Below are 23474 nucleotides of genomic sequence, written 5' to 3'. Positions count from 1 at the left end.
CTGGAAAATCATTCCTTCACGGCCCCGCCGATGAGGGCGGCCGTGATCTGGCGTTCGAAATAGATGAAGAGGATAAGCGGGGCGATGGCGGCGATGAGGATGGCCGCCAGCATCACCGGATAGTTGGTGATGTGCTCGCCGACGAAATCGGTGAGGCCGACGGGCAGGGTTTTCCGCGCTGGGTTGTTGATGAAGACGACCGGGAAGAGGAAGTCGTTCCACACCCAGATCATGTTGACGATGGCGACGGTGAACATGGCCGGCCTTGCAATGGGCAGGGCGACCTTGCGGAAGATCTGCCATTCGGAGGCGCCGTCGACGCGGCCGGCGTCGAAAAGCTCGCGCGGCAACGTGTTGAAGAAGGCCTGCATGATGAAGATCGACACCGGCACGTTGAAGGCGGCCGTCGGCAGGATGACGCCGAGATGGGTATCGAGCAGGCCCGCGCCGCGCAGCATGACGACGAGCGGCACCAGCGCCACATAGGCGGGGATCGCCATGGCGGCGGTGAGGGAGAGTTCGACCGCCGGCATCCAGCGTGGGCGGTAGATGGCGAGCGCGTAGCCGGCGAGCGTCGAAACGAGCACGGTGATCAGCGTCGCGCCGGCCATGACGATCAGCGAATTGACCGCATAGCCGCCGAGCGCCCCGCCGCTCCAGGCGCCGATATAGGCGTCGAAATTGAGGCTCGTCGGGAAGGACCAGACGGAGCGCATGAATTCCCTGTTGGTCTTGAAGGTGCTGTAGATCATCCAGACGAAGGGGAAGATCACCATCAGCACATGCAGGGTGAGGAAGGCCAGCACGATGCTGTTCGTGCGGTTCCAGCGGTGGACGACGGTTGGCGTCATGCGTCCCCCTTGCGCTTCATGTAGCGGAAGACGATCCAGGCGGCGAGCGCCGTCAGCACCATCTGCGCGAAGCCGATGGTCGCCGCATAGCCCATCTCGAAGCTGCCGAAGCCCATCTTGTAGAGATAGGTGGAGACCACCTCGCTGGCATGGTTCGGCCCGCCATTGGTGAGCACGAAGACCAGCGAGAAGGTTTTCAGCGAGCCGATGATGGCGAGCAGCGAATTGGCGCGCACGGCGTCCCAGACCATGGGGACGGTGATCGAGACGAATTTGCGCCCATGGCCCGCGCCGTCGATCTCGGCCGCCTCGTAGACGCTTTCCGGCACGGAACGCACGGCGGCGGTGAAGAGCAGCACGTAGAGGCCGAGATAGGTAAAGCTCATCACCACGACGACGGCAAGGAAGGCAGTGTCGGATTCGCCGAGCCAGCCGCGCTTCAGGCTGTCCAGTCCGACGGCTTTCAGGGCGGCGTTCACCAGCCCGAAATAGGGATTGTACATGAAGCGCCAGAGCAGGCCGATGCAAATCTCGCTGACCATGACGGGCACGAGATAGAAGAACAGGAAGATGCGGCTGAAGGCCGGCACGATGCGCACCAGGCAGTAGGCGATGACCAGCGCCAGGAAGACCTGGAAGACGATGGCCGAGAGCGCGACGAGCAGGTTGCGGCCGAGCGAGGCCCAGAAGATCGGGTCGCCTGCAAGCCGCAGCACGTTGCCCACGCCGACGAAGACCGGGGCGGACGCGCCGTCCCACTGGAACATCGACAGCCAGCCGGCATAGACGACGGGATAGGCGACGAAGGCGAAGACGAAGAGGAGGGCCGGCGCGAGGAAAATCAGCGCCGCCCGATTGTGTCTCTTCGCAAAGCCGATGTCCGCGCGCATCATCCCGCCGTTTCCTGGAGGTATTTGCCCGCCGCCGAAGAAGCGCCGGCGGGCTTCTTCCTACTTGTTGGCCTTCAGCGCGTCTTCGAGGCGCTTGGCGCCATCCGCCGGCGCGACGGAGCCGTCGAGAACGCCCTGCAGGGTGGTGTAGTAGATATTGGTCGCGGCCGGCGGCATCGCGGTGTCGTAGAAGGAGTCGAGATGGCCGGCGGCGTTCATCAGCTCGTTGCTGATGCCGTAGAGCACGGGGCCGGCGGCGGCCTCGGTGGTGGCGCCCTTGACGGTCACCATCGTCTTGCGCAGCTCGACATATTTGGTCATCACCTCGGGCGAGGTGAGGAACTTGAGGAGCGTCACGGCGTCGGCCTTGTTCTCCGCCTTCTCCGAAATGCCGAAGGAGGCGGCGACGCCGGCCAGAACGTCGCTCTGGTCGCCGGCCCCGCCCGAAACGCTCGGGAAGGCGAAATAGCCGAGCTCGAAACCTTCCGGCGCATCGGCCGAGGCACCGATCTGCCAGGTGCCGTTGAGCAGCATGGCGGCCTGGCCGTTGAGGAAGAGCATGTTGGCTTCCTGGTCGCTCATGCCGTTGAAGCCGATGGGGAAATAGTCTTTCTGCGCGATCTCGGCGATGGTCTGGAAGGCCTTCTCGCCCTCCGCGCCGAGCGTCGCGCCGGCATCGCCATTGACGAAGGATGCGACGACACCGGAGCCCTTCAGGCGCATTTCCATGTACTGGAACCAGAAGGTGGCCGGCCAGGAATCCTTGTTGCCGAGCGAGAAGGGCACAAGGCCCTCTTCCTTGGCCTTTTCGGCCAGCGCCATCAGCTCGTCATAAGTCTTCGGAACGGTCCAGCCCTTTTCGGCGAACAGCGCCTTATCGTACCAGAAGACCACCGAGTCGACGTCGACCGGCACGGCATAGGTCTTGCCGTCCTTCATGGTCTGGGCGATGGCGCTTTCCAAAAAGCTCTCGCGCCAGCCGTCCTTGGCGAGGTCCGCGTCGAGCGCATACATCTGGCCGCCCTTAACGAAGGCGTTCAGGAAGCCGCCCGGCAGGGTGTAGAACACGTCGGGCGGATTGCCGGAGGCCATGGCGGTGTTGAGCTTGGTCTTGTAGGCCGACTGTTCTGCGGCGACGACATCCAGCGTGATATCCGGATGCTTCTTGGCGAATTCGTCGAGCGCGAAGGTGATGAAATCGATTTTGTCCTGCTGGCCGGCATAGGCATGCCAGAAGGAAAGCGCGCCGGCCGCGGCCGGAAATGCGGTGAGCGCAAGCGCGGCGCCGGCGATGAGAAGACGTTTCAGCTTCACGATATCCTCCCGAAACGGTTGGGCAGCGCCCTCCGCCGCCGTATGCAGTGATGCCACAACAAAAACATGCTGTCCATAGTGACACCACAACATGCCCATGCTAGCGTCCGCTTCAATCGACAGCGTCAGACCGCGAAAGAGCCGCCATGACCGTTGACCTGCGTGGTCCGTCCAATCCCGCGAGCAGCCGGCTGCGCAGCGTGCTGCCGAAACTCTCGGACTCCGAGCGCCGCGTCGCGCTCTGGGTGCTGGACAATGCCGAGGCGACCATCCGCAACTCGATGTCGGCCATCGCCCAGGCGGTGGATGTCAGCGACACGACCGTGCTGCGCATGTGTCGCACCGCCGGCTTCGAGGGTTTTACCGACCTCAAGCTGGCCTTGGCGCAGGAGCCACGCCAGAGCCAGGAAACCATCTCCAGCGAGCCGCATGCCAGCGATCTCCAGGCGGCCGGCCGGTTGTTCCGCGCCGTGGCGCAGGCGATCAGCGATACGCAAGGGGTGCTTTCCGAGGCGACCTTCGCCCGCGCGCTCGATCTCATCGCCGGGGCGCGGCATATCCTCGTCGGCGGCGTCGGCGGGTCGGGCATCGTCGCGCAGGCCTTCTACCAGCGCTGCATCCGCTTGGGGCTGCGCTGCGATGCGCCGGTGGATTCGCAGTTGCAGATCATGCATTCGGCGCTCACCGGGCCGGAAGACCTCGTCGTCGTCATCTCCTATTCCGGCATCACCAGCGACCCCGTGCTCGTGCTCCAGGAGGCAAAGTCGCGCGGGGCGAAGACGCTCTGCATCACCGGCAACAGCGCCTCGCCGCTCGCGCGTCTCGCAGATGTCGTTCTCGTCAGCGTCTCCCACGAGCAGGGCAGTGAGCCGATGGCCGCGCAGATCGCCCAGATGGCGCTGATCGACGCGCTCTATTCGGCCCTCGTCGCGCGCAATGCCGAGCGGGCCCAGCTCACCGAGGAGCGGATGGTCAACGCCATCCTTCCCAAGTCCATCTAGCATCAAGACAGGTATTGCCGTGAAGATCCAGATTTACACCATGCAGACCGTTTCCGAGGCGATCGCCGCGGCAGAAGCGGGCGTCGACTATCTCGGCCTGACGCCTTCCAATCGCGGCCTGCCGGGCGAAATCAGCTTCGCGACGGCGCGCGAGATCGCCGATGCGCTGAAGGGCAAGGCCTCGCGCGTCGCGCTGTCGGTGGAGAGCGATCTTGCTGCCATCGCCGACATGGTCGCCGCCGTCCGGCCGGACGTGCTGCATCTGTGCGGCGACATCACGCTGGTGACGCCGGATCATGTGCGCCAGCTGCGCGAAACCCTGCTGCCGCTCTATCCGGACCTCGGCATCCTGCAGGCCATTCCGATGACCGGACCGGAAGCACTCGATCACGCCGCCGCCTTCGAGCCCTATTGCGACAGCTTCATCCTCGATTCCGTCGCCGCCCATATCGGCGGCATCGGCGCGGCGGGCGTCACCCATGACTGGTCGCTGAGCCGCGCGATCGTCGAGCGCAGCAGGCTGCCGGTCATCCTCGCCGGCGGGCTCGGTCCGGACAATGTCGCGGCCGCCATCGCCGCGGTGAAGCCCTGGGCGGTGGATTCGCTGACCCACACCAACAAGCCGCTGCCCGAAGGCGGCTTCCGCAAGGACATCGACAGGATCAAGGCCTTCGTGACGGCCGCAAGGGCGGCCTGAGCGACGGCCCTTGACGGAAGGAGGGGGGCGGTGCCGCTGGCGCCGCCCTTTCTTTTTCGACCAGAGCGATCCCCTTATGGCTCCATTGGAACTTCTAATTTTCCAGCGGCAGCGAAGATTTCTACCTTGAACCCGTCAAACGGCGCGATTGGCCGCGGTCAAGGGAGTTTTTCGAATGAACATGTTTGCGCGAGGGATGCCGAACCAGCTGCTGCGGCTGCAGGAGATGCACAATGGCGAGAAGGTCCGGCCGACATTTTCGGCGGGCGAGATGGAGCGGCGGCAGAACGCCATGCGGCGCATTCTGGAGGAGCTGAAGCTCGACGCGGCGATCCTCACCTCCTACCACAACATCTGCTATTTCTCCGACTTCCTCTACTGCTCCTTCGGCCGCCGCTACGCCTTCGTCATCACGCCGGAAAAGGCGACCTCGGTTTCCGCCGGCATCGATGCGGGCCAGCCCTGGCGCCGCACCTTCGGCGACAACATCACCTATACCGACTGGCAGCGCGACAACTTCTTCCATGCCCTGCAGACCCTGCTGCCCAAGGTCTCGCGCATCGGCATCGAGTTCGACCAGGTCAATCTCGACCTGCGCCGGCTGCTGGAAGAGGCGTTCCCGCATGTCGAATTCGTCGATATCGGCGCGCCGACCATGTGGCTTCGGACGATCAAGTCGGCCGAGGAGATCGCGCTCATCAAGGAGGGCGCCGCGACGGCCGATATCGGCGGGGCGGCGGTGGCAAACGCCGTTGGCGAGGGCATTCCGGAATACGAGGTGGCGCTGGCGGGCACGCAGGCCATGGTCCGCCACATCGCGAACCGCTTTCCCCATGCCGAGCTGATGGACACCTGGGTCTGGTTCCAGTCGGGCATCAACACGGACGGCGCGCACAATCCGGTGACCTCGCGCCGGGTGGAGAAGGGCGATATCCTCTCGCTCAACTGCTTCCCGATGATCTCGGGTTACTATACCGCGCTGGAGCGCACGCTGTTCCTCGACCATGCCAGCGACGAGCACCTGCGCATCTGGGAAATCAACTGCGCCGTCCATCGCCGCGGCCTCGAGCTGCTGAAGCCCGGCGCGCGCTGCGGCGACATCGCGACGGAACTCAACGAGATCTACCGCGCGCACGGCCTGCTCGGCTATCGCTCCTTCGGCTACGGTCATTCCTTCGGCGTGCTCTCGCACTACTACGGCCGCGAGGCGGGCGTGGAGCTGCGCGAGGACATCAACACCGTGCTGCAGCCGGGCATGGTCGTGTCGATGGAGCCGATGCTGACCATCCCGGACGGCATGCCCGGCGCCGGCGGCTACCGCGAGCACGACATCCTCGTGATGACCGAGACCGGCAGCGAGAACCTCACGGGCTTCCCCTTCGGTCCGGAGCATAATATCCTCCCCGCCTGACCCGTCCGCGGGCAACTTGGAACGGGCCGCCCGATCGGCCCGTTTCCTTTTGGAGCGGTGCCGATCCCGTGAGAAACATTCCGACCGATCTCCTTCGCACCTTTCTCGCGGTCATCGACCTGCGCAGCCATACGCGCGCCGCCGAGCAGCTCGGCCGCACCCAGCCGGCCATCAGCCTGCAGATGAAAAAGCTCCAGGAACTGCTCAACGTTTCCCTCTTCGCAAAGGATGCCAGCGCCCAGCCGACCGAGGCGGGCGAGCTCGTGGCAAGCTATGCGCGGCAGATGCTGACGCTCAACGACGAGATGGTGCTGCGCCTGTCGAGGCGCGACCAGCACGGCAAGATCCGCCTCGGCATTCCCAACGACTATGCCGACCATTTCCTGCCGAAGCTGATGCCGCGCCTCGCCCGCAGCGGCCATGACTTCCGCTTCGAGGTGGTGTGCGATCTCTCGCATGTCCTGCTGCAAGGCCTGCGCAACGGGCTCTACGACCTCGTCGTGGCGATGACGCCGGACGGGCCGGCGGAGGGCGCGTTCATGACCTGGAAGGAACCGCTCGCCTGGGTCGGCGATACGCCGACATCCGTCGTGACGGACGGGAACGCCAACCTGCGCATCGTCTGCTATCCGGAAGGCTGCCTTTATCGCCGTGCGATGCTGACGGCGCTGCAGCGCGACGGGCGGGGCTACGATCTCGTCTATACCAGCCCCAGCCTTGCCGGGCTGGAGGCCGCGGTCGGCTCCGGCTTCGGCAACACAGTGCTTGCCCGCCGCATCGTGCCGCACAAGCTGACGACGCTCGACGAGGCGCTCGGCCTGCCGCGCCTCGCCGATGTCGTGGTCGGCATCTATCTGAGCTCGGATCGCAAGCGCTCGCCGGTCGCCGAAAGCTTCGCGGCGCATTTCGCCGATGCATTCCTTGCGAGCAACCGGGACGGCTGATCAGGCGCGGCGTGCCCGCCCGATCAGGTTCAGCACAACGAAGAGCGCGATTGAGACGGTGGTCAGCAGGCTGGCCGCCGCCATGATCGTCGGGTTGATCTGGTCGCGGATGCCCGAGAACATCTGCACCGGCAGGGTGCGCTGGTCGGCGCCTGTGAGGAACAGGGCGACGATCACCTCGTCGAAGGACACCGCGAAGGCGAGCAGCGCACCCGAGACGATGCCGGGCAGAATGAGCGGCAGCGTGACGGCGAAGAACACGCTGACCGGCCCGGCCCCGAGGCTCGCGCCCGCCCGGCTGAGATTGCTGTCATAGGTCGACAGCGCCGAGAGCACGGTGACGACCACGAAGGGGATGGCAAGGGCCGCATGGGCCAGAACGAGGCCGGTGCGCGTGTTGGTCAGTCCCAGCGAACCGAAGAACATGTAGGCCCCGACGGCGACGATGACGACCGGCATGATCATCGGCGAGATCATCAGCGCCATAACGGCCTTGCGGGCGGGAAAGCCGGGGCGGCTGATGCCCAGGGCGGCGAGCGTGCCGAGAAAGGTCGCAAGAAGGGTGCTGGCGGCGGCAGCGACGAGGCTGTTGGCGAGGCTGTGCATCCAGCGCGCGTTCTGGAAGAAATCCGCATACCAGCGCCACGAATATTCCCGGATCGGGAAGGTGAAGAACGGATCCTTCGAAACCGAGAGCGGGAAGACGACGAAGAGCGGCCCGATCAGGAAGGCGAGCACGGCAAAGGCGAAGAGGACGACGGCGAGGCGGCAGAGCCGTTCGCTGCGGGTCGCGTAAGCGGGAAGCCACATGGTTCTATCCGAGCTTGATGCGCTCCGCGCCGACGAGGCGCAGGAACAGGAGGTAGATGGAAAGCGTCATGACGAGAAGCAGGCCGGCCAGCGCCGCCGCCATGCCCCAGTTCAGGTCGCGGTTAATATAGGTGGCGATGAAGTTCGAGAGCATCTGGTCGCGCGGGCCGCCGACCAGCGCGGGCGTGATGTAGTAACCGAGCGAGAGGATGAAGGTCATCAGGCAGCCGGCGGCGACGCCGGGAAGCGTCTGCGGCGCATAGACCCGCCAGAAGGCGAAGAAGGGCGGGGCGCCGAGCGAACGCGCCGCCCGCATCTGCCCCTCGGGAATCGACTTCATGACGCTGAGGATCGGCAGGATGGTGAAGGGAAGCTGGATATGGGTCATCGCCGTCACCGTGCCGAAGCGCGTCAGCATCAGCTGCAGCTTCTCCGTGGTGAGGCCGAGCGCCAGGAGCACCTGGTTGATGACGCCGTCCGTCTGCAGAAGCACGACCCAGGCGGTGGTGCGCACCAGAAGCGAGGTCCAGAGCGGCAGCAGCACCATCAGCAGCATGAAGCCGGCAATGCGCGCGGGCGCCAGCGAAATGACATAGGCCGTCGGGAAGCCGAGGAGGAGCGTCGCCCCGGTCACGAGGCCGGCGATCCAGAGGGTGCGCCCGAGGATGCCGAGAAAGACGGCCTGGTCTTCTGCCACGCGGGTGACGTCGCCGGACGCATCCTGCTGCAGGTCGACCGCCGTCAGCAGGTAGTAGGGCGTCACGGGCGCGGCATTGCGCTTGATGATCGCCCAGAGGTCCGGGCTTGCCCAGACGGGATCGAGCGCGGCGAATTGCGGGGCGAGGGCGCCGTCCTTGAAATTACCGAGATGGCGCACGACGGACATGATGCGGCTGCGCATGCCGGCGCTCTCGTAGTTCAATCGCTTGCCGAGCGCGGCGGCGGTGTTGTCTTCCTTCGCACGGGTGAGATCGGCAAGCAGCGCCGCGAAGGCTGCCTCGCCCGGTGCAGCCGGCCCGTCCCAGCCGGCAAGGGCCGCGGCGGTCTGCGGCAGGGTATCGCGCACCTCCGGGTTGCGCACGGCCGTCGTGAGGAAGAGCCCGATCGGCGCGGCGAAGGTGACGATGAGGAAGAGGAGCGCCGGCAGCGCCAGCGCCAGCGCGCCGAGCCGGCCCGGCCGTTCGGCCCGCCGGAGCGCGGCGCGCAGGTTCGGGGCCGAGGCGGGGGAGGTGAGGGAAAGGGTCTGCGTCATGGTCACCTCGCCAGCAATCTGCAATCGGCGGCGGAAAACGCCATGCCGACATCGCATCCCGGCAAGACCGCAGCCCCTTCGGCCGCCGGCAGGCTGGCGACAAGGCGTTCGTTGCCGAAGGCTTCGAGGGTGAGGCGCACCCGATCGCCGAGGAAGGTCTTGTCGAGCACCCGGGCCTTTATGCGGTTTTCCGCGCTTCCCGCGTCGTCGAGACCGAGCCGTTCGGGGCGCAGCGAGACGGTGAGATCGCTTCGCGCAGGGTGCGCCGGCCCGCTCGCCGCAAGGCGCGTTCCATCCTTCATCCGCACGAACGCCAGGCCGTTCTCGCTGCCGAGGAATTCGCACGGGAGCGTGTTGTTGTCGCCGATGAAGCCGGCGACGAAGCGGTTCTCCGGGCGGTCGTAGAGCGTCACCGGATCGGAAAGCTGCTGGATGCGGCCGTCGTTGAAGACGGCGATCCGGTCGGACATGGTCAGCGCCTCCGACTGGTCGTGCGTCACGTAGACCATGGTGATGCCGAGCTGCTGCTGGATCCTGCGGATCTCGATCTGCATGTGCTCGCGCAACTGCTTGTCGAGCGCCCCGAGCGGTTCGTCCATCAGGATGAGCTTCGGCTTGAACACCATGGCGCGGGCGAGCGCCACGCGCTGCTGCTGCCCGCCGGAAAGCTGCGCCGGGCGGCGTTCGCCAAGCCCGTCGAGCCTGACCATGGCGAGCGCCTCTGCAACCCGCCTTGCCGCCTCCGCGCCGCGGATGCCGCGGTAGCGCAGCGGAAAGCCGACATTGTCGGCCACCGTCATATGCGGGAAGAGCGCATAGTTCTGGAAGACGAAGCCGATGTCCCGCCGCTCCGGCGGCAGGCGTTCCACCGCCTGTCCTTCCAGCAGGATGCGCCCGTTCGTCGGCTGCTCGAAGCCGCCGAGCATCATCAGCGTCGTCGTCTTGCCTGAGCCGGAAGGGCCGAGCATGGTGAGGAATTCGCCGCGCCGCACGGCAAGGTTCAGGTCCTCCACCACGAGCGTGCGCCCGTCATAGGTCTTCTGCACCCGCTCGAAGACGACCATCGGACTGGCGGCAGGGGTTGGCGGCGGCTCGTCGCCGAGCCGCCTCCTTTCCAGCGTCATCGTGTTCATCCGCCCGCCCCTCAGTTGGAAAGCCAGGTGGTAAAGCGCTTGCGGATCTCGTCGCCGTGGTCTGCCCAGAAGGCGTTGTCGAGCGTGAGCGAAGTCGTCAGGTTGGCCGGGCTCGTCGGCAGGTTCCTGGCGTCTTCCGGCGCCACCTCGGCGGCCGCCGTCGAGCGCACGGGGCCGTAGGGGATATATTTCGCGATGCCGGCCAGCACCTTCGGCTCGACGGCGAAGCGGATGAAGGCGAGCGAGCCCTCGACGTCCTTCGCGCCCTTGGGAATGACCCAGTAATTGGAATCGAGGATCTGGTTGTCCCAGACGATGCCGAAATTGCGGCCTTCCTTGTTGGCGTTGAAGATGCGGCCGTTCCACGCCGTCGTCATCGTCACCTCGCCGGAGGCGAGCAATTGCGGGGCCTGCGCACCCGCCTCCCACCAGACGATCTGGTCCTTGATCGTGTCGAGCTTGGCGAAGGCGCGGTCGAGGCCATCGGGCGTCGCGAGCGTCGCATAGACGTCCTGCGACGGCACGCCGTCGGCCAGGAGCGCGAATTCGAGGTTGGTCGCCGGGTTCTTCCAAAGCCCCCGCTTGCCGGGGAAGGTGGCGAGGTCGAAGAGGTCGGCAAGCTTCGTCGGGGCCTTTTCGAGCTTGTCCTCGTCATAGGAGAGCACCGTCGCATAGACGATCGTGCCGACGCCGCAATCCGAGGTCGTGCCGGCGAGCCATTCGGATTTCGGTCCGATCTTCTCCCAGTCGATCGTTTCGAAAATGCCTTCGTCGCAGCCCTGCAGCAGGGTCGGCGCGTCGACATCGACCACGTCTATCGTCGTGTTGCCGCTGTCGATCATCGCCTTGATCTTGGCGATCTCGCCGCCGTATTCCTGCTCGGACACCGCCCGGCCGGTTTCCTCGGCATAGGCGCTGAACACGGCCTTGCGCTGGGCGTCCTGATAGGCGCCGCCGAAGCTCATGACGGAAAGCGGATCGGCGGCGTTCGCCGCACCGAGGAGCAAGCAGGAGGCGAGCGTCGTCGCTGCCAGAAACATGGGTTTTCTGAACATGGAAATTCCTCTCTGGAGACAGATTCAAATGCCCGTCGCGCCGCCCGTCTTGATCGCGGGCTGTGAGGAAAGCCTATGTTGCGCCATGCTGCGGCGCAAATAAGTAGGTATGATGGAGACATGAGCGCCGCTTATCGGCACGCGGCGGACAAAAAAACGCCCCGTGAAAACGGGGCGTTGCGTCTTGTGTCGCGAAAGGCCGGTCAGGCTGCTTCGCGGTTCTCGATATCGGTCGGGACCGTGGAGATCGTCTTCAGGATCTGCGAAGCGATCTGGTAGGGGTCGCCCTGGGAGTTCGGGCGGCGGTCTTCGAGGTAGCCGCGATAGCCGTTGTTGACGAAGGAGTGCGGCACGCGGATCGAGGCGCCGCGGTCTGCCACGCCATAGCTGAACTGGTGGATCGAGGCCGTTTCATGCTTGCCGGTCAGGCGCATGTGATTGTCCGGGCCGTAGACGGCGATGTGATCGGCGCGGGCCTCGGCGAAAGCACCCATGAGGGCTTCGAAATAGTCCCTGCCGCCGACTTCGCGCATGTAGGCGGTCGAGAAGTTGGCGTGCATGCCCGAGCCGTTCCAGTCGGTGTCGCCAAGCGGCTTGCAGTGGTATTCGACGTCGATGCCGTACTTTTCGGTCAGGCGCTGCAGCAGGTAGCGGGCAAGCCAGATCTCGTCGGCCGCCTTGCGCGAGCCCTTGCCGAAGACCTGGAATTCCCACTGGCCCTTGGCGACCTCGGCATTGATGCCTTCATGGTTGATGCCGGCGGCGAGGCAGATGTCGAGATGTTCCTCGACGATCTTGCGGGCGACGGCGCCGACATTGCTGTAGCCGACGCCGCAGTAGTACGGGCCCTGCGGAGCCGGGAAGCCGGCGTCCGGGAAGCCGAGCGGCCGGCCGTTCTGGTAGAAGAAGTATTCCTGCTCGAAGCCGAACCAGGCGCTTTCGTCGTCGAGGATGGAAGCGCGGGTGTTGGACGGATGCGGCGTCTTGGCGTCCGGCATCATGACTTCGCAGAGGACGAGCACGCCGTTCTTGCGCTCGGGATCGGGATAGCTGGCGACCGGCTTCAGCACGCAGTCCGAGCTCGAGCCTTCGGCCTGCAACGTCGAGGAGCCGTCAAAACCCCAGAGCGGAAGCTGTTCCAGCGTCGGGAAAGCGTCGAATTCCTTGATGAGGGTCTTGCCGCGCAGGTTCGGGGTGGGCTTGTACCCGTCGAGCCAGATGTATTCGAGCTTGTACTTTGTCATTTCGGTCTCTCACTGACGCTGGTTTTGCAAGACCGCCGGACGCTTGGGCAGCCGGCAGCCGGATAGCGAATGAAATGCATCAACCGTGCCAGATCGAAGCGGGCGCCGATATTCGCGAGAAATTCATCCGCCCGGCCTGCGGCTGCCTTCGGGCAAGGCGGCGATGCCGCTGAAAGAAGGGGCGGATTGCACAAAAAATAGGCGGTGCACGGCAGGCTTTGAGGCATCGCTCATTTTCGAGGCCGGCAGCCTTTGCATCGGTTGATGCGCGGCATGGACCGCCTCGCCGGTGCGGATCGGTGTGTTGCGTAGAAATTCGACCGGCCGGCCGGCTCTGTTCGCGGAAATGACAGGCCCGGACTCTCCTTGGCGGCTGCTTGGCGCCGGGCAGGCAGGAATGGCCAGCCAGGCGGAAAAAATTCCCCGATGCCGGGGATAGGGCGCGAACAATAACTCCGCGCACAGGGGTTTGTGGCAATCTATTGCCTATAAAATCTATGGATTATATCTTTTAATGATCCCGTTGACTTGCCAGGAGGATATCATGCCCAAGACCGAATCCAATCCCATCACGCTTGGAACCCGCGCTCCGGACTTCGTTCTGCCCGATGCGAGCGGTGCCGAGTTCAACCTCAAGGACTTCGCGGACAGCCCGGCCTTGCTGGTCGCCTTCATCTCGAACCGCTGCCCCTTCGTGGTGCTGATCCGCGAGGCGCTGGCGCAGTTCGCTCGCGACCATGGCGGGCAGGAACTTGCCGTCGTCGCGATCAACAGCAACGACGCGGAGGCGCATCCGGAAGAAACGCTCGAACGGCTCGGCATCGAGGCGAAGACCTACGGCTACGATTTCCCCTACCTGAAGGACGAAACGCAGGCGGTGGCCAAGGCCTATGGCGCGGCCTGCACACCGGACTTCTTCCTCTACGACGGCGAGCGCCGGCTCGCCTATCACGGCCAGTTCGACGATGCCCGCCCCGGCAACGGCAAGGATGTGACCGGTGCGGACCTGCGGGCGGCCGTGGAGGCCGTGCTGAAGGGCGGCCCCGCTCAGGCGACCCAGGTTCCTTCCATCGGCTGCAACATCAAGTGGACCGCCGGCAACGAGCCCTCCTGGTTCTCCACCGCCGCCTGAACCGATACCCGCATCCCTCGCACGAAACCGGAGCATCATGGCATCGCGTCGCAAGGAACAGTCCCCCGAAGAGGGGCGCCTCATCGAAACGGACGTGCTTGTCGTCGGTGGCGGTCCCGCCGCCGGCTGGGCGGCGCTGTCGGCCGCCGAGGCCGGCGCCCGCGTCGTCCTGGCCGACAAGGGCTATCATGGCACGAGCGGCGCCACGGCGCCGTCGAACACGGGAACCTGGTGCGTGCCGCCGGGCGAGGGGCGGGCGGCTTCCGTCGAGCAGCGTTTCAAGCGCACGGCCGGCCTTGCCGACCGTCGCTGGATGCTGCGCGCCGCCGACCAGGCCTACGAGAACCTCCAGAAGCTGGTGGAATGGGGCTATCCTTTCCCGAGCGAGGAGGACGGCAGCCTCTATATCGCCAATCTGCGCGGGCCGGACTACATGCGCTTCCTGCGCCAGCGCGTGCAGAAGGCCGGCGTTACGATCCTCGATCATCATCCGATCCTCGAACTGCTCGGCGACGACAATCACGTCGCTGGCGCCGCGGGCCTTGCGCGCCGCAACGGGGCGAGCTTCCAGGTCCTGGCGGGGGCCGTGGTTCTGGCCACGGGCGGCTGCGCCTTTTTCGAGCGCATCCTCGGCGGCACGGGGCTGACGGGCGACGGCTACCTCTTCGCCGCGGAGGCCGGTGCATCGTTGTCCGGCATGGAATTCACCGGCAAATATACGCTCGCTCCCCATGGCTCGTCGCTGAACAAGGGCCTGCCGTTCCGCTGGGCCACCTTCTACGGCGCGGACGGCGAGGTGCTGCGCAACGCGCGCGGCGAGCCGTTGACGAACGGCATCGGCGGCGGCGAGCGGCAGGTGGCGGAAGCGCTGCTGGCCGGCCCGGTCTATGCCCGGCTCGACCTTGCCGAGCCCGCCATGCAGGACTGGCTGCGGCGCGGCCAGCCCAACTGCTTCCAGCCCTATGAGCGCATGGGCATCAATCCCTTCACAGACCTCTTCCGTGTCGATCTCAAATACGAGGGCACGGTGCGCGGCACCGGCGGCATCCGCATCGTCTCCTCCGATTGCGGCACCGGCATTGCCGGCCTTTATGCCGCCGGTGACGCGGCGAGCCGCGAGAACGTGACGGGCGGCATTTCCGGCGGCGGTGCGATCAACGCCTCCTGGGCGATCGCCAGCGGCTGGTGGGCCGGCCACGGCGCGGCCCGGCACGCCCACCGCCGGCAGGGGCGCGATGGAAGCCGCCTGCGCCCGCTCGGCACGACGGCTCTTCGCGGCGGTATGGCCGGGCCTGCCATCGACCTTGCCGCGGCCGCCCGCACGGTGCACGACGAGATCGCCCCGCTCGACAAGAGTTATTGGCGCACGTCGGCAACGCTTGAAGCGAGTGAGAGGACGCTGGAGGACATCTGGTCCCGGCTGAACCGGGCGCGGCCGGCGACGGGCATCGAACGCCTGCAGGCCCGCGAGGTCGCCGCCGTCACCGCCAGCGCCCGCTGGACGGTCGCCGCAGCGACATTGCGCACCGAGAGCCGCGGCGTGCACCGCCGGCGCGATTTTCCGGGAGAGAGCGAGGTGCAGGCGAGCCGCATAATCGTTTCCGGCCTCGACCGGGTGACGGCGGTGCGGGAGACCCTTGCCCTCGAAACAGCGCAGGAGGGCTAAGCATGATCGAAGTCGTCTCGGCCGACCGCTGCATCCGCTGCGACATCTGCGAGCGCATCTGTCCGGCCTTCGTCTTCGACCGGGACGAGACGGGGCTTCCCGTCATCGCCCGGCAGGACGACTGCCAGACCTGCTTCCTCTGCGAAATCTACTGCCCGACCGATGCCCTCTATGTCGCCGAACAGGCGGATGGACCGACAGGCATCACAGAGCCCGACGTCCTCGAGCGCGACCTCTTCGGTGCCTATGCCCGCGCGCTCGGCTGGAATCGCGGGCGCGCCGGGGGAACACGGAATGACCCGACCCGCCACATCCGCGTGGCGCAGGTCTGAAAAGGAGATATCCATGGAACGCATCGCCGTCAGCGCCGTGCGCAAATCGTTCAACCTGAAGCCCGGCCAGACCGTGACCGTCGACGGCGTCACGTCCAGCCGCATCGCGGTGCTGGACGGCGTCGATCTCACCATCGACAGCGGCGAGTTCATCACGCTGGTCGGCCCGTCGGGCAGCGGCAAGTCGGTGCTGCTCGACGTGATCGCCGGGCTGACCGAGGCGACCTCGGGTGTCGCCCGCATCGACGGCGTCGAAGTCACCAAGCCCCACGCCCGCACGGCCTATGTCTTCCAGCAATATGCGCTCTTTCCTTGGCGCACGGCGCTGCAGAATGTCGAATACGCGCTGGAAGTGCGAGGCGTTCCCGCGGCCGAGCGGCGCGAGCGGGCGAAAGATTTCCTGCATCTTTTCGGCCTCAAGGGCTTCGAGGACCGTTTCCCCTCGCAGCTTTCCGGCGGCATGCAGCAGCGCGTGGCGATCGCCCGGGCGCTTTCCACCGATCCGCAGGTCCTCCTGATGGACGAGCCCTTCGCCGCGCTCGACGCGCAGACCCGCGACATCCTGCAAAGCGAGCTCCTGCGCATCTGGGAGCAGATCAAGACGACGGTGGTCTTCGTCACCCACTCCATCGACGAGGCGATCTATCTTGCCGACCGCGTCGTGGTGATGACCGCCCGGCCGGCGAGCGTGAAGGAGATCGTCACGATCGACCTGCCGCGCCCGCGCGATCTCGAAATCCGCAACAGCGAGGCCTTCAACGCCTATCGCGGCCGCGTCTGGGAAAGCCTGCGCGACGAAGTCGGCAAGGCCCAGCGCGACTGGACCCTTGCTTCCACCTACGCCAATTGAGGGAGGATCCGATGAGCCTCATCGTCGACCGCAACCTGCCGCTCCGCAACACCTTTTCATTGCGCCGCAAGCGCACCCCTTCCAAGGCGCCGAGCGCTTTCAGCGAGACCGTCTCCACCATCACGCTCGGCCTGCCGGCGCTCGTCGCCTTCGCGCTGCTCTGGGAGATCGCGCCGCGCGCCGGCTGGATCAACGCGCTGTTCTTCCCGCCGCTGAGCCAGGTGCTCGCGGTGCTCTGGGAGATGATCGTCTCCGGCCAGCTTGCCGACCATATCGGCATCAGCCTGCAGCGTGCCGCGATCGGCTTCCTGCTCGCCGTCGTCACCGCCGTGCCGCTCGGCTTCCTGATGGGCCGCTATTCGCTGTTCGAGAAGGCCTCCGACTTCCTCGTCCAGACGCTGCGCAACACCTCGCAATTCGCGCTGCTGCCGGTCTTCATCCTCGTTCTCGGCATCGGCGAGGCCTCCAAGATCGCCATCACCTTCTATGCCGCGGTGTTCTTCCTGCTGATCAACACGATCGTCGGGGTGAAGTCCGTCGATCCGCTGCTCGTCAAGGCGGCGCGCTCCATGGGCACCTCGGACTGGGACCTCTTCAAGAAGGTGATCTTCCCCTCCGCCATACCCTCGATCGTCGCCGGCGCCCGGCTCGGGGTGAAGACCTCGCTCTTCTCGGTGATCGCCGCCGAGATGCTCGCCGCCCAGTCCGGTATCGGCTACCTCATCCAGAATTCGTCGCTGATGCTGGAAACCGACCGCATGTATGCCGGCATCCTGACGCTGACGATCATCGGACTCCTGCTCAACTACCTGCTCGTCGCCGGCGAACGGCGTGCGACGCACTGGCGCGGCAGCGGCGAAAGCGGCCCGAACTGATCCCGATCGCATTGCTTCCTCAATCAACGGCCTGTTCCGAAAGGACCCATCCATGACATCGTTTTCCATCCGTCCGCTGCGCCGGACGCTCCTGAAAATCGCGCTCGCGCTGTCGATCCTGCCCGTTGCAGGCCTTGCGCCGGCCTTGGCCGACGAGGCGAAGCCCGACGTCATCCGCATCGGCTCCACTGCGCCGGGCCACCTGAAGTTCATTCTCTACCGCAACAAGAAGCTGCTGGAGGACGAGTTCGCCAAGGACGGCATCAAGATCGAGTTGACAACCTTCGACGGGGGCTCGGCGGCGACTGTCGCCCTTGGTTCGGGCGCAATCGACTTCACCTATATCGGCAACAACCCGTCGCTGCGCCTTGCGGCCACCGGCGCCGATGTGAAGCTCGTCGGCCTGTCGAGCTGGAACCGTTCCAACGAGACGCAGATCGTCGTAAAGCCGGATTCGCCGATCCAGAAGATCGAGGATCTCAAGGGCAGGAAGGTCGCCTATCTCGCCGGCACGGTGCGCCACTCGACCTTCGCCAAGGCGCTGAAGACGGTGGGTCTCTCGATCAATGACGTGGAAAGCCTCAACCTCGGCATCGAGAGCTCCGGCCCGGCCCTTTCGCGCGGTGATGTCGATGCGGTGGTCGAGAGCACCGGCCCCGTGCAGAAGCTGGTCGAGGAAGGCGAGGCCCGGGTGATCTTCGATGCCGGCGTTTCCGGCAGCCCGGAATGGGCCGTGCCGCATCTCCTCAGCGTCAACGGCGATTTCGCCCGCAAGTATCCCGACATCGTGACGCGCCTTTTGGCCGTCGATATCGCGGCGGCGCGCTGGGCCGATGCCAACCCGGAAGAGACGATCGCGATCTTCGTCAAGGAAACCGGCAACAGCGACAATGCGGTGCGCGCGACCTATCCGGACGGCAAGTTCTTCCAGGATCCCCAGATCACCGAAGAGGCGGTGCGCGCGCTTCAGGGCGAGGAGGCCTTCATGGCCGATGCCGGCCTCCTGAAGGGCAAGGTGAACTACGACACCTGGATCGACCGCTCCTTCTACGACGCAGCCGTCAAGAAGGTGGATGCCAGCAACTGATTTTCGGGCGTTTCCGCATTCTCCCGATTGCGGAAACGTTTTATTCTTTCATCTCAGCGTCATTCCGGCGAAACCGCTTCGCGCTTTCGCCGGAATTGCTCTATAGGACGGGACGGCGGCGTTCGAACGTCGTCGCCCGTTTTGCGATTGCGATGTCCTCCATTCCCTCTCCGCCGATACCGCTTCACCGTACCCGCATCGTCCCGGCCGTCGTCGCCGTGGCCTTCTTCATGCAGATGCTCGACAGCACGATCATCGCGACGTCGCTGCCGGCGATGGCGCAGGCCTTCTCGACGGATGTCGTGGCGCTCAACATCGGTTTCACGGCCTATCTGCTCGCCATGGCCGTGTTCATACCGCCGGCCGGCTGGCTTGCCGACCGGTTCGGCGCACGCGAGGTTTTCCTGACGGCGATCGTTCTTTTCACGCTTTCCTCCGTCGCCTGCGGCTTTTCCGGCTCGCTTGCCGAATTCACCGCGGCGCGGCTCCTCCAGGGCGCATCCGCCGCGCTGATGACGCCCGTCGGGCGCCAGCTCGTGCTGCGCGGCGCGCCGAAGGCGGAACTGGTGCGGGCGATCGCCACCATCACCTGGCCGGCGCTGATCGCGCCGGTGGTCGGGCCGCTGATCGGCGCCTGGGTCACCACCCATGCCGGCTGGGAATGGAATTTCTTCATCAACCTGCCGCTCGGCCTGGTCGGCGTGCTGCTCGTCCTGTTCTTCGTACCGCAGGCGCCGGCCGAAGGCGCGCGACCTTTCGACCTGAAGGGCTTCCTCTTGACGGGAAGCGCGCTCGCGCTGACGCTTGCCGGTCTGGAGCTCTCCAGCGCGCCGACGGGCGGTGCCGGTACGCTTGCCGTTCTCGCCCTCGGCCTTGCCGCCGGCTGGGTCGCCATCCGTCATCTGAGGCGCGCGCCGCATGCTCTGCTCGACATGGCGGTGCTCAAGGTGCCGACCTTCGCCTTCGCGACGCTCTCGGCCGGCACCGCCGGCCGGCTTGCGGTCAATGCCACGCCCTTCCTGCTGCCGCTCCTGTTCCAGGTCGGCCTCGGCCTCGATGCCGTCGAGACCGGCTCGCTCGTGCTCGTCTATTTCCTCGGCAACCTGTTGATGAAGAGCGTGACGACGCCGGCGCTGCGCCTTTTCGGTTTCCGCACGCTGCTCGTCGTCAACGGCCTCGTCGCCGCGCTGACGATCGGCGCCTTTGCCCTTGTCGACGGCGATACGCCGCGCCTCCTGCTGTTTGCGCTGCTGATCGCCTGCGGATTGTCCCGCTCGATGCAGTTCACCGCGCTGACGACGATCGCCTTTGCCGATGTCACGCCCGCCCAGCGAAGCGCGGCGACGACGATCTCGGCCATGCTGCAGCAGCTCGCGCAGCTTCTCGGCGTCGCCGTGGCCGCCGCCGTCATCCGCCTCTCGGCCGCCCTTTTCCCCGAGGCCGCCGGCGGCAGCATGCTGACGGACATCCGTGCCGCCTTCCTGTGCATCGCCGCCATCGGCCTCGTCTCGGCCCTGCGTTTCCTCGCGCTGCCGGCCGGCGCCGGGGCGGAAGTTTCGGGACATCGCCGCCGTCCCTCTTGATTCTCTTCAAGATTGCGGTAGCCTGCGCGCGTTCGACAAGACTGCATGGGAGAGATCGGCCGTAAGGCCGGCGCCGACGGAGCAACCCCCCAGGAAACTCTCAGGCACCAGTGACCGTGCAGTTGAACGATCTGGAGAGAGGCGCTGCGGGCGCCCACCGAAGGGGAAAGCCGCTGTGGCGGGTAAACTCTCAGGTACCGTGACAGATTGGGGAAAACGCGGGCTCCGGCCCGTACCCTGATGTCATACGGAGCGAGAGACTTAATATGCCCCATATCGCCGTTATCGGCGCCGGTATCACCGGCGTCACCACTGCCTATGCCCTTCTGGAACGCGGCTTCGACGTGACCGTGCTCGAAAGCCAGCGTTACGCCGCCATGGAAACCTCCTTTGCCAATGGCGGCCAGCTTTCCGCCAGCAATGCCGAGGTCTGGAACCATTGGTCCACCCTGTTCAAGGGCGTCAAATGGATGATGCGGAACGACGCACCGCTGCTGATGAACCCGCGGCCGACCTGGCACAAATATTCCTGGCTCGCCGAATTCGTCTCGAACATCATGCGCTATCGCGACAACACGGTGGAGACGACGCGGCTGGCGATCGCCGCCCGGCAGCATCTCTTCTCCATCGCCGAGCGCGAGAACATCGATTTCGACCATGTGCGCCGCGGCATCCTGCACATCTACTGGGACAAGGCGAGCTTCGACCATGCGGCGAAGGTCAATGCCCTGCTGACCGAGGGCGGGCTCGACCGCCGGGCGGTGACGGCCGAAGAGGTCAAGTCGATCGAGCCGACGCTGCACGGGGCCTTCCACGGCGGCTTCTACACGCCCTCGGATTCTACCGGCGACATCCACAAGTTCACCTCGGGCCTTGCGAAGGCCTGCCAGCGCCGGGGCGCCCGTTTCCTCTTCGATGCCCGCGTCACGGCCATCGGCAGGAACGGCGCGTTCCGCATCGGCTATGCGACGGGAGAGGGCGCGGCGCACCAGGTCGAGGCGGATGGCGTCGTCGTCTGCGCCGGCACGGCCAGCCGTCAGATCGCCGCCATGCTCGGCGACCGGGTCAACATCTATCCCGTGAAGGGCTATTCGATCACCGTGCATCTCGATGACGAGCGCAGCCAGGCGGCGGCGCCCTGGGTGAGCCTGCTCGACGACCGGGCGAAGATCGTGACCAGCCGCCTCGGCCCGGGCCGCTTCCGCGTCGCCGGCACGGCCGAATTCAACGGCATGAACCGCGACATCCGCCACGACCGCGTCAAGCCGCTCGTCGACTGGACGCGCATGCTGTTTCCCGAGGTCGACACCAATCGTGTCGTGCCCTGGGCGGGCCTGCGCCCGATGATGCCCAACATGATGCCGCGGGTCGGCAGGGGGCGCCAGCCCGGCGTGTTCTACAATACCGGGCACGGCCATCTCGGCTGGACGCTTTCGGCGGCGACCGCGCAGATGGTGACGGACACGATTGCCGGCGAGATGGCGGCAGACTGCGCCATCGCCGCCTGATAGAAGAACGACGAATCTTTCGATAATTCAGGTCCCGGCGGCAGGCTGCCGGGACCTCATGGAAAACCGCAACCCTACGAGGACAGACATGGCCGAACTCACCCTTGTTGCCGCCAACACCATCATCGCCGCCGCCCTTGAGGCTGGTGCAAAGGCCGGCTTCAAGCCGCTCACCGTGGCCGTGCTCGATGCCGGAGGCCACCTGAAGGCCTTCCAGAAGCAGGACGGCGCCTCCATGCTGCGCTACGAGATCGCCTTCGGCAAAGCCTATGGCTCGCTCGCCGTCGGCATGGGCTCGCGCTGGCTGGACAAGAATGCGAAGGAACGCCCGCATTTTATCGAGGGCCTGACTGCCGTCTCGGGCGGCAGGATCGTCGCCGTTCCCGGCGGCGTGCTGATCCGCGATGCGGCCGGAACGCTGCTCGGCGCGGTCGGCGTGACCGGGGATACCTCCGACAATGACGAGATCTGCGCGGTCGCCGGCATCGAGGCAGCGGGTCTCGTCGCCCAGGTCGATTGAGGGCTGATGCCGTCATCGGTTGCCGGGCGGATAGCGTGAGAGCGGAGGTTGGCAAAGCGGGGAAAGAATGCTGTTCTCCGCCCGCATCCGTGCTGATTTCAGGATTCTCAGAAATGACCGACCTGCTCGTGACCAATGTCCGGCCCGATGGCGGCGAGACCGCCGACATCCTGATCAAGGGCGGCAGGATCGCCGCCATCGGCGCGAACCTGCCGCGCGAAGCGGGCGTTCCCGTGCATGACGGCGGCAATGCCGTCGCCATCGCCCCCTTCGTCGAGCCGCATGTGCATCTCGACAAGATCCTCTGGGGCCTGCCGTGGCACAGCATCAACGTGCCGCCCTCGCTGCGCGCGATGATCGACAACGAGGTGGAGATCCGCAAGAACCTGCCCTGGGACACGGAGGAACGGGCCGGCAACCTGATGCGCCAGTGCGTCGCCATGGGCTCCACCCATATCCGCAGCCATGTCGATATCTCCAGCGGCTACAGGCTCGACAACCTCCATGCGGTGCTGCGCGCCCATGAAAAGACGTGCCACGCCGTCGGCCTCGAACTCGTCGCCTTCCCGCAGCTCGGCATGATGATCGATCCCGGCACGGCGGACCTGATGGAGGCGGCGCTCGACGAGGGCGCTTCCGTCATCGGCGGCATCGACCCGACCGATATCGACGGCGACCCCAAGGGACACCTCGACACGATCTTCGACATCGCCAGCCGCAAGGGCGCGAAGATCGACATCCATCTGCACGAGGCGGGCGAACTCGGCCTGTCCGCCTTGAAGATGATCGCCGAGCGCACCAGGGCGAACGGCATGCAAGGCCGCGTCGTCGTCAGCCATGCCTTCTGTCTCGGTGATGGGCCTGCCGATGCGGTGGACGCAATGATCGATATCCTCGCGGAAAACGGCATCGGCATCATCTCGGCGGTGCCGGGCGAGATCGATTTCCCGCCGATGTTCGAGCTGGCGCGCCGCGGCGTCAAATGCGCCGTCGCCTCGGATTCCCTGCGCGACACCTGGAACCCGCATGGCAACGGCGACATGCTGGAGCGCTGCTGGCTATTGTCCTACCGTTCCTATTGCCGCACGGACGAGGAGCTGGTCGCCGCGCTCGACATGGGCACCGGGCGGGGCGCGGACCTTCTCGCGCTCGAAGGCCACGGCCTCAATGTCGGCTGCGAGGGCAGCCTCGTGCTGATCGAGGGCGAAAACCGGGCGCAGATCCTCGTCGACCGGCCGAAGCGCAGCCTGGTGGTCAAGCGCGGCCGCATCGTCGCGCGCGACGGCACCTGGGTGGCGTGAGGCCATGCAACGTCTGCA

Annotated in this window: 22 protein-coding genes and 1 riboswitch; of the genes, 14 read left to right on the top strand and 8 right to left on the bottom strand. The window is 65.8% G+C overall.

Features of this window, described 5'->3' with window-relative positions; all coding sequences use genetic code 11:
* Positions 1-8: 8 nt before the first annotated feature.
* The 3 genes from AABF56_RS28415 to AABF56_RS28405 are packed head-to-tail and all read right to left on the bottom strand — an operon-like array spanning position 9 to position 3055.
* A complete protein-coding gene (locus tag AABF56_RS28415) occupies positions 9-851 on the bottom strand; it encodes a carbohydrate ABC transporter permease (RefSeq protein WP_244770134.1) in 843 nt (280 codons plus the stop codon).
* A complete protein-coding gene (locus AABF56_RS28410) occupies positions 848-1744 on the bottom strand; it encodes a carbohydrate ABC transporter permease (protein WP_244770135.1) in 897 nt (298 codons plus the stop codon). Before AABF56_RS28410 ends, AABF56_RS28415 begins: the two co-directional genes overlap by 4 nt.
* A 57-nt stretch (positions 1745-1801) precedes the next feature.
* Entirely contained in the window at positions 1802-3055 is a 1254-nt protein-coding gene (locus AABF56_RS28405; protein WP_272808401.1) for an ABC transporter substrate-binding protein, read from the bottom strand.
* A gap of 146 nt (positions 3056-3201) precedes the next feature.
* Between AABF56_RS28405 and AABF56_RS28400 the strand changes: the two genes are divergently transcribed.
* The 4 genes from AABF56_RS28400 to AABF56_RS28385 all read left to right on the top strand — a co-directional run bounded on the left by AABF56_RS28400 (position 3202) and on the right by AABF56_RS28385 (position 7108).
* Positions 3202-4056, top strand: a complete 855-nt coding sequence (locus AABF56_RS28400) for a MurR/RpiR family transcriptional regulator (protein WP_244770137.1) — start codon at positions 3202-3204, stop codon at positions 4054-4056.
* 19 nt (positions 4057-4075) lie between these two features.
* Entirely contained in the window at positions 4076-4753 is a 678-nt protein-coding gene (locus AABF56_RS28395; RefSeq protein ID WP_272808400.1) for a phosphoribosylanthranilate isomerase, read from the top strand.
* Between the two features lie 196 nt (positions 4754-4949).
* Entirely contained in the window at positions 4950-6164 is a 1215-nt protein-coding gene (locus AABF56_RS28390) for a M24 family metallopeptidase (protein ID WP_272808456.1), read from the top strand.
* Between the two features lie 68 nt (positions 6165-6232).
* Complete coding sequence (locus AABF56_RS28385; RefSeq protein ID WP_272808399.1) at positions 6233-7108, top strand: LysR family transcriptional regulator; 876 nt, start codon at positions 6233-6235, stop codon at positions 7106-7108.
* Here AABF56_RS28385 and AABF56_RS28380 read toward each other — a convergent pair whose 3' ends face one another.
* The 5 genes from AABF56_RS28380 to AABF56_RS28360 form a co-directional block, all read right to left on the bottom strand.
* The gene (locus AABF56_RS28380; protein ID WP_272808398.1) at positions 7109-7918 is read right to left on the bottom strand and encodes an ABC transporter permease; all 810 of its coding nucleotides are present in this window, start codon (positions 7916-7918) and stop codon (positions 7109-7111) included.
* A gap of 4 nt (positions 7919-7922) precedes the next feature.
* Entirely contained in the window at positions 7923-9170 is a 1248-nt protein-coding gene (locus AABF56_RS28375) for an ABC transporter permease (RefSeq protein WP_272808397.1), read from the bottom strand.
* Between the two features lie 2 nt (positions 9171-9172).
* Positions 9173-10303: an ABC transporter ATP-binding protein gene (locus tag AABF56_RS28370; protein WP_272808396.1), complete on the bottom strand. Its 1131-nt coding sequence runs from the start codon at positions 10301-10303 to the stop codon at positions 9173-9175.
* 11 nt (positions 10304-10314) lie between these two features.
* Positions 10315-11358, bottom strand: a complete 1044-nt coding sequence (locus tag AABF56_RS28365) for an ABC transporter substrate-binding protein (RefSeq protein WP_244770151.1) — start codon at positions 11356-11358, stop codon at positions 10315-10317.
* 203 nt (positions 11359-11561) lie between these two features.
* Entirely contained in the window at positions 11562-12602 is a 1041-nt protein-coding gene (locus AABF56_RS28360; protein WP_272808395.1) for a glutamine synthetase beta-grasp domain-containing protein, read from the bottom strand.
* A 544-nt stretch (positions 12603-13146) separates the two neighbouring features.
* On the opposite strand from AABF56_RS28360, the gene AABF56_RS28355 reads away from it, so the two are divergent.
* From AABF56_RS28355 to AABF56_RS28310, 10 genes are all read left to right on the top strand, one after another.
* Positions 13147-13734, top strand: a complete 588-nt coding sequence (locus AABF56_RS28355; protein ID WP_272808394.1) for a thioredoxin family protein — start codon at positions 13147-13149, stop codon at positions 13732-13734.
* A gap of 37 nt (positions 13735-13771) precedes the next feature.
* Positions 13772-15400: an FAD-dependent oxidoreductase gene (locus AABF56_RS28350; RefSeq protein WP_272808393.1), complete on the top strand. Its 1629-nt coding sequence runs from the start codon at positions 13772-13774 to the stop codon at positions 15398-15400.
* Positions 15401-15402: 2 nt separating this feature from the next.
* Entirely contained in the window at positions 15403-15732 is a 330-nt protein-coding gene (locus AABF56_RS28345) for a 4Fe-4S dicluster domain-containing protein (protein WP_023516983.1), read from the top strand.
* A gap of 13 nt (positions 15733-15745) precedes the next feature.
* On the top strand, positions 15746-16582 hold the full coding sequence (locus AABF56_RS28340) for an ABC transporter ATP-binding protein (protein ID WP_272808392.1): 837 nt from the start codon (positions 15746-15748) through the stop codon (positions 16580-16582).
* 11 nt (positions 16583-16593) lie between these two features.
* On the top strand, positions 16594-17457 hold the full coding sequence (locus AABF56_RS28335; RefSeq protein ID WP_064334634.1) for an ABC transporter permease: 864 nt from the start codon (positions 16594-16596) through the stop codon (positions 17455-17457).
* A 52-nt stretch (positions 17458-17509) separates the two neighbouring features.
* Positions 17510-18544 (top strand): aliphatic sulfonate ABC transporter substrate-binding protein, encoded by a 1035-nt coding sequence (locus tag AABF56_RS28330; protein ID WP_244770158.1) that lies wholly within the window; start codon positions 17510-17512, stop codon positions 18542-18544.
* A gap of 152 nt (positions 18545-18696) precedes the next feature.
* Positions 18697-20127, top strand: a complete 1431-nt coding sequence (locus tag AABF56_RS28325; protein ID WP_272808391.1) for an MFS transporter — start codon at positions 18697-18699, stop codon at positions 20125-20127.
* A gap of 36 nt (positions 20128-20163) precedes the next feature.
* Positions 20164-20254, top strand: a riboswitch (glycine riboswitch).
* 139 nt (positions 20255-20393) lie between these two features.
* The gene (locus tag AABF56_RS28320) at positions 20394-21635 is read left to right on the top strand and encodes a D-amino acid dehydrogenase (RefSeq protein ID WP_272808390.1); all 1242 of its coding nucleotides are present in this window, start codon (positions 20394-20396) and stop codon (positions 21633-21635) included.
* Between the two features lie 88 nt (positions 21636-21723).
* On the top strand, positions 21724-22155 hold the full coding sequence (locus tag AABF56_RS28315; RefSeq protein WP_272808389.1) for a GlcG/HbpS family heme-binding protein: 432 nt from the start codon (positions 21724-21726) through the stop codon (positions 22153-22155).
* A 113-nt stretch (positions 22156-22268) separates the two neighbouring features.
* On the top strand, positions 22269-23456 hold the full coding sequence (locus AABF56_RS28310) for an amidohydrolase family protein (RefSeq protein ID WP_272808388.1): 1188 nt from the start codon (positions 22269-22271) through the stop codon (positions 23454-23456).
* The last annotated feature ends 18 nt before the right edge of the window (positions 23457-23474 follow it).

It is taken from the genome of Shinella sp. WSC3-e, from assembly GCF_945994535.1.
GTDB lineage: Bacteria > Pseudomonadota > Alphaproteobacteria > Rhizobiales > Rhizobiaceae > Shinella > Shinella yambaruensis.
The sequence above is the reverse complement of the archived record's forward strand: the minus strand, read 5'-3'. Positions and strand labels throughout refer to the sequence as shown.